8 protein-coding genes are annotated in these 12,277 nt (G+C 68.6%); all 8 read right to left on the bottom strand.

Features of this window, described 5'->3' with window-relative positions; genetic code table 11:
- Nucleotides 1-672: 672 nt before the first annotated feature.
- Nucleotides 673-1,935 (bottom strand): alpha/beta hydrolase, encoded by a 1,263-nt coding sequence (locus ACWC21_RS33860; protein WP_450887514.1) that lies wholly within the window; start codon nucleotides 1,933-1,935, stop codon nucleotides 673-675.
- 603 nt (nucleotides 1,936-2,538) lie between these two features.
- Nucleotides 2,539-3,813, bottom strand: coding sequence for a COG4705 family protein (locus tag ACWC21_RS33855; RefSeq protein ID WP_450887512.1), 1,275 nt, complete (start codon nucleotides 3,811-3,813; stop codon nucleotides 2,539-2,541).
- Nucleotides 3,814-3,851: 38 nt separating this feature from the next.
- On the bottom strand, nucleotides 3,852-5,120 hold the full coding sequence (locus tag ACWC21_RS33850) for a sensor histidine kinase (RefSeq protein ID WP_450887510.1): 1,269 nt from the start codon (nucleotides 5,118-5,120) through the stop codon (nucleotides 3,852-3,854).
- Nucleotides 5,111-5,764, bottom strand: a complete 654-nt coding sequence (locus tag ACWC21_RS33845) for a response regulator transcription factor (protein WP_450887508.1) — start codon at nucleotides 5,762-5,764, stop codon at nucleotides 5,111-5,113. The genes ACWC21_RS33850 and ACWC21_RS33845 overlap by 10 nt, the downstream gene beginning before the upstream one ends.
- Nucleotides 5,765-6,071: 307 nt before the next feature.
- Entirely contained in the window at nucleotides 6,072-7,379 is a 1,308-nt protein-coding gene (locus ACWC21_RS33840; RefSeq protein ID WP_450887506.1) for an MFS transporter, read from the bottom strand.
- 47 nt (nucleotides 7,380-7,426) lie between these two features.
- Complete coding sequence (locus tag ACWC21_RS33835) at nucleotides 7,427-8,638, bottom strand: type III PLP-dependent enzyme (protein WP_450887505.1); 1,212 nt, start codon at nucleotides 8,636-8,638, stop codon at nucleotides 7,427-7,429.
- On the bottom strand, nucleotides 8,635-10,350 hold the full coding sequence (locus tag ACWC21_RS33830) for an IucA/IucC family protein (RefSeq protein WP_450887503.1): 1,716 nt from the start codon (nucleotides 10,348-10,350) through the stop codon (nucleotides 8,635-8,637). Before ACWC21_RS33830 ends, ACWC21_RS33835 begins: the two co-directional genes overlap by 4 nt.
- Before the next feature lie 111 nt (nucleotides 10,351-10,461).
- Nucleotides 10,462-12,048 carry an IucA/IucC family protein gene (locus ACWC21_RS33825; RefSeq protein WP_450887501.1) on the bottom strand — a complete coding sequence of 529 codons (1,587 nt, stop codon included), beginning with the start codon at nucleotides 12,046-12,048 and terminating at the stop codon, nucleotides 10,462-10,464.
- Nucleotides 12,049-12,277: the final 229 nt, after the last annotated feature.

Below are 12,277 nucleotides of genomic sequence, written 5' to 3'. Positions count from 1 at the left end.
GCGCCACACCGAGGGAAGGGGACCAACGTCTCCTCAGTCATCGCCGAGAAGAAGGGCCGTCCATGCAGGGTTTGCCGGGTAGTACTCCACCGAACACCGGAGTGATATGCGACGAGGGTGTGGACAAGTTCCCGCCCCAGCCCCTGTCGCTGCCATCCATCAAGAATCCAGACGTCCAGGATCAGCCCTGTACGGCAGGCATCGCACATACGGAAACGGAGCCGCCCGATTTCAGCGTGCCGCGAGTCCACGAGTACCATTTCAGCCGTCGAGTGCTGATCCGGGGACACAATCCTGTCCAGTCGCAACGACTCTTGGTACGAGGCACCGATTCGTTCCAACACAGCTCGGCCACCTCCCATAACCAGTACCGCTCCATTTCCGGAACGATACTTGCCGAACGCTGCAGGGAATACGCCGAGCCGATATCCGCCCCCACTCCACACCGCAGTCTTACCTCCGGGCAGCAGATCATTAACCTTCCCTGCGGCCGACAACCCCACAGGTTTCGTGATCGGCATCCGGCCGGAAGGTGGGGTGTGGGCCACTTTCCGCAATCCCCGCTGGTTGCGAGACTCACATCGAAGCAGACGCGGGTGACTGCCTTCCTGGCGATCCAGGTTCCGCTGAGCAGTACGGACATCCATGTACCGAAGCGGTGGCGGCCTTCCGTCACCTGTGCTTGGTGGCGGTCCCCGAGGGCTCGGCGCCCGAGGCACGGACGGTGGTGCGGCTCGGTTTGTGGTGGTGCCGGGGTACGACGTCCTGGGGAAAGGTCAGCTGCTGGTTCATCCACTTCAGGGTGGCCGGCATCTCCCGTACCCAAGTCGGGAAGTTGTGGCTGCCGTTGTCGGGCAGGATCGACGCAACGCGCATGGGTGCCTTGACGGCCTTGATGAAGGCCAGTGTCTGGGGGTAACCCCGCTCGCCGTGCTTGCTGTCGGCGACCAGGACGGAGACCTGGGGCGCGGGAAGGTGCTTGAGCCGCCACATCAGGTCGTGCCTGTTGATCCGGTTGACACGGCCCAGCCCGCTGCCGAAGAGGTTGCCGGTCGTGGGGTCGTCCTTGACCTTGTAGTCGGGCGAAAGGGCGCCTGCCGTCGTGTACACGTGCGGGTTGCGCATCGTCAGCTGGAGTGCGCAGCTGGCGCCGGAGGAGTAGCCCATGACGCCCCAGGAACTGGCGTCGTGGCCCACCCTGTAGGCGGACTTCAGGGCGTCCGGGAGGTCCTTGGCCAGGAAGGTCTCGGTCTGCGGTCCGCCCGGGACGTTCACGCACTCGGTGTCGCGGGGCGGAGCGATCGTCGGCCGGATCATCACCATGATGGTGGGTTGCATCTGACCGCCCTTCTGCAGCTCTCCGGCGGTCTGTGACACCCGCAGGTACTGCGCGAGGTTGAAGATGCTGCCCGGGTAGCCGCTGAGCGCGACGATCACGGGGAAGCGCTGCCTGTGGTACGCCTTCTGGAAGTACTGCGGCGGCAGGTAGACGAAGGCCGGGTCGACCACGCCCGTGCGGCGACCGATGACCTTCACGGACTCGACCCGCCCGTTCACCGCTGCGGGTCCGGTGGGCAGTCCGCCGACCCGGCTCAACTGCTCATCGCCGGCGGGCTGTACCAGGGCCCCCTTCACCGAAACGCCGGTCACCGTCCCGCCGCCGTTGTGGGCGGACGCCTGCGTGACGCCGACGGGAGCGGTGTCGACGTTGCCGAAAAGTTCGCCCCACGATCCGAAGAACTGGTACGACGAGTTCAGCCAGCACGCCAAAGCCGCGATGATCGTCACCTGGGTCACGCCAACGGCCGCCAGCCGTCCGAGTACCTGCCACAGGCCCTGCCTGGCAAGCCGTGGCCACAGCCAGACCAGCAGCGCCACACAAACAGCGGCCAGGACCGCCATCACGTACACGGTCGTCTCGCTGGTCAAGCCCATGCCACTCAGTCCTTGGTTTCCTTGCCCGTGGTCCTTCCGACATACAGGAGGGCTGCGGCCCCTTCCGCGTTCACCAAGAGACGCTAATGGGCAAAGATCCGGGCCCCGCGTTTCCGTGGATGAGCCTGTCATGGACCTGAGCCATTGTCAGTCGCCGTGGAGAGTCCGCCGGTAGGCGACGCAGTCCTCATACGCCGGGAGCAGGCCCTGTGCCTCCGCGTCGGCGAGCGCCGCCGCCTTCGCAAGGACTTCACCACCGGCCTCGCCTGGACGTCACCCGGTACCGGGGCAACCGCGACTGGTGGGAGCCTCTGAAGGAGCGCGCGGCGCTGTGACGTGCACCTGACGTGCACAGCACCTTGATGATCCAGAAGTAGGCGGTGGCCTCAGGCACCTTGTTCCGGCGCAACCGGCGGCCCGAGGGACGCCTCGGCATCGGCCGATGAGGCCGCCGTGGTTTCTGGTGTCTCGTATGCCATGAGGCCCGACCGTGCCACGGACTACCTGAACACAGCCTGACCGCCGTGCGGCATCCGCCTCCTCGCCCGAGCAGCGAGAGCGTGATCGGCGGCGGCCCCAAGGGGTCGCCGCCGATCAGGTCCGTCAGCGCATATCTGTGAGGAGGGTCTTGAGTTCCGCTTCCTGGTGTGCCGGCGACATCGGCGGGTTCGGGTGGTCGATGCCGAAGGTCTTGAGGACCTGGTCCATCTGGGCGTCGAGGAACGTCCAGCCGGTGTTGTCCAACGGCTGCAGAGAGGCTTGGTCGGCGTCCCAGAGGTCTCGCAGCGACTGGGCAGCGGCGTGGGCCCCGGTCGCGTTCCCCGACCGTGCGTCCTTGAGCGAGGTCGATGCGAGTGCCCTCAGTGCCTTGACCTTCGTGGACGGGAACTTCTTCACGGCCTGGCCAGGGGCGAGGTGAACGGTGGTGGTGGCGTCGGTCTCCGGTGCCGGCCCGACGTGCGGCTGGCTGTGCGCCCAGACCAGCAGGCCCCCGGTGGCGACGGCGAGGAGGCCGAAGCCCGCCAGCGCGATGCGCTCCCTGTGCGGGTCGACGGTGGTCTGCGGGGTGTGCGTGGCCTCGTAGGTCTCGGTCACGTCGGAGCGTGTCACGGTCAGGTAAAGGACAGTCGCCAGGATCAGGCCGAGGAAGATCAGGCTGGTGGTGAAGGTACCCAGCGCGAGGCCGGTCGGCTCGCCCGGCTGAGCGACCTTGGGGGAGGCGAGCCAGTCGCCGATGTTGGCGCCCAGCGGGCGGGTCAGAATGTAGGCGAGCCAGAAGGACAGCACCGGGTTCGCGCCGAACTTCCACAGCAGCGTGATCGCCGCGATGAGGCCGAGCGGCAGCAGGACCGAGGCTCCCGGGCTCCAGCCGGTGAGCTCGAGGGTCCAGTCGCCGGTCGCGGTGCCGAGCGCGAAGGTGACGAGAACGGCGAGCCAGTAGAACGATTCACGCGGCAGCGTCGTGACGGAGTGGATCGAGAGGGTGCGCTCGCGCAGCCACCACACGCCGAAGACCACGGCGAGCAGGACCGAGAACACGGCGGAGCTGATCCACAGCGGCACGTTGAGCTGGTCGGTCAGGATGTCGGTGTACAGGGTGCCCGTGACACTGACAACGACCACGGTCAGCCAGTACGGGAACGGGACGTACCGCTTCAGCCGCAGCTGGACGCCCAGAACCACCACGAACACCGCGGTGAAGATCCAGGCCGTGTTCACCAGGCCGACGCCCAGCTTCATGTTGATCCAGTCGGCGAAACTCTCACCGACGGTCGTGCACAAGATCTTGATCACCCAGAACCAGACGGTGACCTCGGGAACCTTGTTCAGCATCAGCCGCCCACGGCGGCGCGTGCTGGCTTCGCTTGTCGTTGTCATGCAGGGAGGTTTACTCGGCCAACCTGCACACAACCTGACTATGCAATCGCCTCTGGCGTGGGGAAGGTCACCTCGACGCGACCGTGATCATCCGCGATCGCACGGACTGCCACTCCCGCGGACGCGGCGAGACGCCTTACCACGGCCAGCCCCAACCCGTTCCCGTTGCCGCTGGTCACGCCGGCTTCGAAGACCCGGTCAACCTCCGCCGGATCGAACCCCGGGCCATCGTCGAGGACATCGATCACGACGTCCTGGGGCTGGATGCGCGCTGTGATCCAAACCCGCGAGCTCGCATGTCGCAGGCCGTTCTCCAGCAGGGGTGACAACACAGCCACGACGAGCTCGGTCGCCACGGCGACGTCGACGTCGGTCGGGATGGCGAGTTCGATGGAGCGACCGGCGATCGCCTGTCGCGCCGCCGCCCTGAGATCGCAGCGGTTACCGCCGTCGATCCGTGTCCGGGCGGCGCTCAGAATCGTCGTGATCGCCGTGTTCAGGCGGTCGACCTCGGTCAGAACGGACTCCGGTGCCACATGGTGACCGGAGAGCTGCGCCAACTGTGCCTCGCCCCGCAGGGCCGTCAAGGGCGTCCGCAACTCGTGGGCGATCTCATCGGTGAGCCGGCGCTCGTCCGCGAGCGCGTTGTCCACGCGGTCGAGCAGGCGATCGAGAGTTCGCCCGAGCTCCCCGAACTCATCGCGAGGAACGCCGAGGTCGAACCGGCGCCCGGGTTCGTGATCGCCCCAGTCGTCGGCAAGAGCGGCCATTTCGTGAACCACCCGCAACGCACGACCCACCACGACGTATCCGACGACGCCTGCGAGCAGGATCGTGATGCCACCCAAGATGAGCGACATCGCCAGGCTGCGCTGCTCCGACGTCTCGTACGGCGTCAGATCCACCCTCACGACCGCCGTGACGCGGTGGCCTTCGACCCGGATCGGCTGGGCATACAGAAGGTATCTGCCGACCGTGGTGGTCCGGGACTGCCCGGAAGCGGCAAGCGACTCGACGCGGTCAAGGACGCTGCCCGGCACGATCCCGTCAATGAGCTGCCCATCGGCGTACACCCACGAGACCGTGTCCAGCGCTTCATTGCCGCTCTCGATCAGCACGACGTGGCCGCGACGTACGGTTACGTTCCCCGCCACCGCCTCTGCTCGCGTATGCGCCAGAGCGTTCGCGTCGGCGTCGGTCACCCGGCTCAGCAACACGTGCGAGACCACCACCAGCACTGCGGCCACCGCTGTCGCAATCAGTACAGCAAGCGCGACGACCCTCCCACGGAAGCCCGTCACTCCCATCGATAGCCCACCCCACGGACCGTCGCCAGGCGATCGGCCACGCCCAGCGCACCGAGTTTGGTCCGTAGCCGGCGAACGAAGGAGTCGAGGGTGTTGTCGCTGACCTGCGCGCCGTGCGGCCAGCCCGCGGCGACGAGGGCGTGGCGGCGTACAGCGTCGCCCTGCGAAGCGATAAGCCTGCCCAACAACCGGAACTCGGTCGGCGTCAGGCTCTCGCTTGCCGCACCGTGGATCACCACGTGTTTCGCCGGATCGAGAACGACGCCCCTCGGTGGGGTCGTCGCGGTTGTTCTGCGTAGCAGGGCGCGGACCCTCACCAGCAACTCCGGGATGTCGAACGGTTTCGTCATGTAGTCGTCGGCTCCCGCCTCGAAGCCGCCCACCTTGTGATGCATGCCATCCAGAGCGGTGAGCATCAGGACCGGGGCATCAACGCCACGTGCCCGCAGCGCCAAGCAGACATCGCGGCCGTCGGCGTCCGGGAGTCCCAGATCCAGGACGACCAGGTGAGGGACCGGATCAAGGTTCCGCAGCAGGCTGTCCGCCGTCGCAGCGACTGCGACCCTGTGGCCGTCGTGCTCGAGAGCGCGCTTCAGTACGTCGCGGACCGCCGCGTCATCTTCGCACACTACGATAAAAGCCACGCGCCGACCCTAGGCACTCCGGCGAGAGTTCACCATTCTCCCTGGTCAGCGTCCTGCTGGTGCGCGATGTCCATAACGGCTTCGTACACCTGCACATCGTCATGGGCGTCCACAAGCTCGCTCACAACCTTGCCCAGCGAAACTCCCGTCCGAGGCCGGCGTCACGTGCCGATCACGTAGCCCCGCAGCACCTGAAGGCCGCCGATGCGAGAGGGGCGCCCCAGGAACGTCCTGCCGGACATCCCCTGCTCCATCTCGGCAGGGGCAGGGCCAAGCGGAGCAGTGCCCTCGCCGGCTCAAGGGCACGTCATCGAGCGAAGCGCTCCTTACCGGTCGAGGGAGACCTGCCGAATGTGCCGGCCGGAGGCGCGTCGGGAAGCGGTGCACCGACCGCTCCGGCAGCCTGCCCTGGACGATCGAGCCGTCGGCGCTCGGTGATCAACGCCGAGAGAGCGAGCGCGGAGACCGTCGAGACGATACCGCCGAGGACCAGGCTGGAGCGGGTACCGAAGGCGTCGGAGACCAGGCCGACAAGGGGGGCGCCGATGGGTGTGCCGCCGAGGAGTACGAGGAAGTACACGGACAGCACTCGACCGCGCAGGTACGGCTCGCTGCGCAGTTGGGTCAGTGCGTTGGCAGTGGTGGTGACGGTGACCGCGGCGTAGCCGGTGGGGATCAGCAGCGCCATGAAAGTGCCGTAGCCAGGCATCAGGCCCAGCGCCGCTTCCAGCACTCCGAAGACCGCGGTTGCGGTGACCAGGCGCCGTGCGGTGGGAGGCTGACCGCCGTGGGCAGCAAGCGCCGCGCCGATGAGGCTGCCTGCGGCGTAGGCGGCCGAGAGGCAGCCGAAGGCGGTGGCGCCGGAGTGGAAGACCTTGACGGCTACGAGGGAGAGGGTGACCTGGAAGTTGAACCCGAAGGTGCCGACGACGGCGATGAGAGCGATCGGCAGCAGAAGTTCCGGGGTGGAGGTGATGTGACGGAGCGCCTCGGTCAGCCGTCGACCGCCGCGCTGAGGACCGCTGGGCTCGCGCGGGGCGCCGGGGGGAACGCTGATCAGCCCGTACAGGACCGCCAGGTAGGAGACGGCGTTGCTGAGAAACACCGGGCCGATGCCCATGGCTGCGACGGTCAGGCCGGCCGCGGCGGGGCCGATGATGCGGGCGACGTTGAACTGGGCGGAGTTCAGGCCGACCGCGGCGGGCACTCGCTCCCGGCTGACCAGTTCGGCGATGAAGGCGTTGCGGGCGGGGCTGTCCACGGCGGTGGCGCTGCCGAGGGCCAGGGCCAGCGCGTACACGAGCCACAGGTTCACCGCCCCGGTGACGGTCAGCAGCCCCAGCAGCAGGGACTGCACCGCCATGGCGGTCTGCGTGATCAGCAGCAGCCGACGCTTGGGGAACCGGTCGGCGAGGACGCCCCCGGTCAGGCCGAACAGCGTCTGGGGCAGGAACTGCAGCGCGGTCACGACACCGACCGCGCTGCCGCTGTTTCCGGTGAGGTGCAGGACCAGCAGATCCTGGGCGGCACGCTGCATCCAGGTGCCGATGTTGGAGGTCAGCTGGCCCAGTAGATAGCGGCGGAAAGGTCGGACGGCGAGCGTGTCGAGCGCCATGCCGGAGGCCTTGCTTCCCCTCCGTACGCCGACTTGGTGATCCGTGTTCATGCCGTCTGGACGGCATGGGTGTCCGCGAGGGGAGCGTCGGCGTCGTCGACGTGGTGGAAGGTCGGGTGGGGGTGCATGAGGAACTCGTGGTGGGAGATGTTCCATGCGTAGGCGCCCGCCATCGCGAAGGCGATCCGGTCGCCCACCCGCAGCCGGTCGACCATGGCGCGGCGGGCCAGGACGTCCTTGGGCGTGCAGAGTTGCCCGACCAGGGTCACCGGCTCACCGCGGGCCTCGGGTCGGGTCCATGGCTGGTGCCAGGAGTCGTCGGGGACGATCTCGAAGGGCTGGTCGTGCTGTTTCGCGGCGGGTGTGCGCAGGTGGTGTGTGCCTCCGCGCAGGACGGCGAACGCTTCGCCGCGGCTGAACTTGATGTCCAGGATCTGGGTGACGTACCAGCCGCAGTAGGCGGTGACCGAGCGGCCCGGTTCGATTCGCAGCGTCAGGTCGGGGTGGCGCTCCAGTGTCCGCCGCAGTCCGATGCCGAAGGCCGGCCAGTCGAAGACGTCGCGGGGGTCGGCGTAGTCGACGCCCATTCCGCCTCCGATGTTGACCTCGGTCAGGGTGATTCCCCGTTGGTGCGCCCAGCGGTCTGCCCAGCTCATGATCTGGTCGACGAGAGCCAGGTGAGCGCGCGCGTCGAGGCCGCTGGCCAGGTGGGCGTGGAGCCCGTGCAACCGGAGACGCCCGTCGGCGGCGATGATGTCCAGGCATCGGTCCAGCTGGGAGGGGTCCAGGCCGAAGGGACTGGGCCCGCCGCCCATGGCCAGCGCGACCGGCCGGGTCGTCACGGGTACGTTGACGCGCAGGAGGACGTCGGCGATGCGGTCGCCCAGCACGGTCGTCAGGGTGCGCAGTTCGTGTTCGCTTTCGACGTGGAGGCGTTCCACCCCGGCGTCCAGGGCCTGGGTCAGTTCGGCCGGGGTCTTGCCAGGGCCGCCGAAGGCGATCGACGCGCCGGGAAAGAGTCCGCGGACATGGCGGATCTCGCCGCCGGAGGCCACCTCGAACCCGTCGACGTGCTCGGCCAGGACCCGCAGCACGCGGGGGTCGGAGTTGGCCTTCGCGGCATACAGCAACTGGACGCGCTGCGGCAGCGCGACCCGGATGGTGCGGGTGTGTTCGCGCAGGCCAGGCAGGTCGTAAACGTAGGCGGGCAGGTCATCGTCGGCCAGTTGGTGGACGTGGTGCAGCACGGCGGCTCTCACAGGGCGACCTCGCGGGGGAAGTCCGCGCCGAGCGGACTGGTCAAAGGAACGTAGGTGGCGTGCCGGTCCGCCTGGCGGGCCCAGCGCAGAAGGAGGTTGGCCTTGGCCGGCAGCGGCACCCCGTAGAGCAGGGCGCGCAGCCGTGGCGGTTCATCGGCAGTGCGGGCGTAGGTGTCGAGGTGGTCACGGACCAGGCCCCACAGGGCCGGCTCCAGTGCCGGCTGGAGGTCGGCGAGGGAGCCGAGCATTTCGGCGACGTGGTTGACCAGCAGGCAGTACGCGACCCGGTTCCAGCCGCGTTCGGCGTCGTAGGCGAGGGGCCCGCTGACGTCTTCGGGCAGAGTGGCGAGGGCGCGCCGGTGGTGGCGGGGCAGGAGTTTGGTGCCCTCCAGGTCGCGGAACAGCATCTGGGCGGGCATGCCATCGGCGTTCACGCCGACGATGACGTTCTGCAGGTGGGGTTCCAGGACGACGCCGTGTTCGAAGTAGGCGGCCAGGACCGGCGGCAGCAGCAGCCGCAGATACGCGTCCCACCAGGTCAGGACGTCTCCGTCGCCACGGGCGAGCAGGTGGGAGACGTGGGCTGCGCTGGTGGGGTACTCGTCCGCGACCGCGGCGGCGAGCAGGGGTGTGACGCCGGGACGCAGGTGAGGGCGCAGGCCGGAGCGGACGATGACGCCGAAACCCTCCAGCAGGGCAGTGTCGTCGTCGGCGGCGAGTGTGCGATAACCCGGCTCGGCGAGCAGCGCGCAGCCGGGAAAACGGTCGGCGAGCCGAGCCATGGCGGGCTGGATGAGCTGGTTCAGGGCGACGGCACCGGACAGTTCGTAACGGGCGTGTTTGCGTACGCAGTTGGTGAGGCGGACGTTCAGGCTGAACTTCAGGAAGGTGTCCGCGTCCGGCTGGTACAGGGTGCGCACGGATGCGGTGGGCACCCACTCCGGCCCGCCCAGGCCGGTGTCCACGACTTCACCGGTATCCATCGCCGCACGCAGCCGGGGGTGGTCACTCAGGAGCCGGAACTGCCAGGGGTGCATCGGCAGCGTCACGAAGTCCGGGTCCGTCCCCGGGCACAGCGCGTCGAGATCCCTCAGGTCGCCCTCCTCCCGCACCAGGTGGCGGTGCACGACCAGATGGCGAAGCCGGAAGCAGGCGCCGGTTTCCGGCCCGTAGGCCAGCCAGTCCGCTGGGTCCCCGGTGCGGGCTTTGGGTGTGGGGTGGAAGCGGTGGCCGAATACGAGGGCCTGTTCCGAAGCGAGGTAGAGGTCGGTGTGCGGCGTCGCGTCGGCCCGGTGCTCCAGGGCGGTGCGAATGGTCTCGCGGCTGTCGCGGACCTGGTCCAGGAATTCGTCGTTGGTCGTACCGGTGCGCTGCTCCAGTTCGTTCTGGACATAGCCGGCCATTTCCTGCCAGCCGATGGTGACCCAGCCGTCGCTGTCGAGCCGCTCGGCCGGGCCCTGGAAACGGTGGGCGCCGATCAGCGAGACCCTGCGCAGTCGGGTGCGCAACAGCAGGCCACGTCGGGGCAGGCGCAGCAAGAGGTGGTCCTGGTCCACGGTCACCTGGTGCTCAGGCGCGGAGACCTCGCGGATCAGGCAGTTGAGCAGTGTGTGAGCGGTGACGATGTCGGCCGTCTGCGCGGAGCTGTCGGTTGCGGTGGCGGCGGAGAGGGTCGTGGCTGCGTCGTTGGGGGCAGTGGTGGAGGTGGTCATGCGGTGGCTCCAGTACGTCCGAAGTCATGTGTCGGTCCTCGGCCGGCCGTCGTGCGGCCATGGAAGGACCGGTGGGACCGGTCGCCGTGGCCGCACCCGGGGCTGCGGGGGTCAGCGGTACTGCGCGAGAGGATTGGGGACGGGAGTCCACTGCGCCGTGCCGGTGTCCTCGGCCAGGCGCATGGCGATGGTGGCCTTCAGTGGCAGCGTGTCGCCGAAGAAAGCTGCCGCGTCCCCGTCGTCGGGCAGATCGTCGTACACGCGGCGGCCGGCCTCCGCCACCGTCTCCCACAGCGTCCCGGGATCAGCGGCCCCTCTGCGGGCGAGGACGTCGACCAGTTCGCCGAAGACCCCGCTGAGCAGGGCGCCGAACAGTTTGGTGCGCAGCGCGTCCAGGTCGTCGCCTGCGCGGGTGCCTTCCAGCGGCGGTAGCGTGAACCCGCAGGCGGCCAGTCGGCGGGGACTGATCCGTACCCCGTCCAGATCCCGGTACAGCACCCGCACCGGCCGACCGTTTCGTAGTACTACCAGGGTGTTCTGGCCGTGGGCCTCCAGGGCCACCCCCATGGACAGCAGTGTCAGCGCGGGAGGCAGCACGAGCGCGGCGAAGTCCGCCAGCCAGCGCACGGGATCACCTGCCACGACGGCGGCGCCGGTGGCGTGCACCGCGGTCAGCGGAACGGCGATCTCGCCGTCGTGGAGGTGGCACTCGGTGGACTCTCTGACCATCGCGGCCAGGCTCGCGGACGCCTGGCCGCCCACCCGTACCGCGCCGCCGCCCAGCTCGCGCAGGACTCGCAGGCTTTTGCCGAACCCGGCCTTGTCGACGACCGCGGAGACCAGCTCCGACAGGGGCGGGCCGTCGGCGACCTCGACCGGTGAGATGGTGCGGCGGTAGTTGGTGACCTGTACGTCGAGTGCGGTCTTGATGTGGCAGCCCGCGAGACCGGCCAACGGCGCCAGTGTGCGCAGCGAGAGCAGCGGCCGGGCCGGGAGTGTGCGCCGCGTCAGGGTGAGGTCGCGGTGACGTACCAGCGCGTGGTCCCGCTGCCAGGGATGTACCGGGACCAGGAACGTGTCCCCGTCACGCAGTTCCGCGGGCCATGTACCGGCTTTCTGCAGGCGGTCGGCCGGGACGGCGAGCAGCGCCAGCTGGATCACCGGATGGTGTTCGGGCGCGTACGCGAGTACCTCGGCGACGGACATGCCGGTGCGGGTGCGGCAGCACGGGTGCTGGGGGTGGCCGTCGATCACCGCCTGCTCCGCGTCGGCCGAATCGCTCAGCGGAGGGGGTCCTCCGGCGTTCGCGGCACGGGCCAGGGCAAGGTTGACGACACTGTTGTCGAGCTCCGCGGCGAGCCGGCTCGCCGCGGAGGTTCGGGACTTCAGTTGGGCCAGCAGCTCTGCCGGGCCGCGCAGCGGCCCTTCGGGCCCCATGACGGTGAAGTCCTCGGGAATCCGGGCGAACCGCTGGGCACACGCGTCGGGGGCGGCGAGACGGCCTCCGCTGTCCAGAGTGACCACCAGTGCCTCCGCCTCCCGCCGTCGGCCGGTCACTCCGGGAACCGGCTCCCGGGCGAGAGCGCCCCACAACCGGCCGAGAACGGTGGCACGCGCGGCCGGGAGCGCCTGCGTGAACGGCTCCACCAGATCCGGGCGAACCAGGCGCAGCTCTTCGACTGCGGTCTGAGACGTCATCACCGTCCCGGAAGAGCGGAAGGAGACGGCCGATTCGACTGCGTCTGAGTCTGTGTTTGACATGCATGTTTCCAGAAATTGTGTGGGGGGTATTTGGCTCGGCGCGCCTGTGGCCCGCCCGCACATCGACACTACGGGGAAGCGTGTAAGCGAATTTCCAACGCACATACAGCGGAGCGCCGCGAGGAAGGGTTCCGGCCGGGAGAACCGCCTGAACTCCGGAACTTTC

This window comes from Streptomyces sp. NPDC001348 (assembly GCF_053597535.1).
This window is presented reverse-complemented; position numbering and strand designations above follow the sequence as displayed.

Excerpts from the sequence above, each read along its gene's own strand:
- ACWC21_RS33855 (WP_450887512.1), bottom strand. The coding sequence starts at position 3,813 with ATGACAACGACAAGCGAAGCCAGCACGCGCCGCCGTGGGCGGCTGATG.
- ACWC21_RS33830 (WP_450887503.1), bottom strand. The coding sequence starts at position 10,350 with ATGACCACCTCCACCACTGCCCCCAACGACGCAGCCACGACCCTCTCC.
- ACWC21_RS33825 (WP_450887501.1), bottom strand. The coding sequence starts at position 12,048 with ATGACGTCTCAGACCGCAGTCGAAGAGCTGCGCCTGGTTCGCCCGGAT.
- ACWC21_RS33860 (WP_450887514.1), bottom strand. The coding sequence starts at position 1,935 with ATGGGCTTGACCAGCGAGACGACCGTGTACGTGATGGCGGTCCTGGCC.
- ACWC21_RS33850 (WP_450887510.1), bottom strand. The coding sequence starts at position 5,120 with ATGGGAGTGACGGGCTTCCGTGGGAGGGTCGTCGCGCTTGCTGTACTG.
- ACWC21_RS33840 (WP_450887506.1), bottom strand. The coding sequence starts at position 7,379 with ATGGCGCTCGACACGCTCGCCGTCCGACCTTTCCGCCGCTATCTACTG.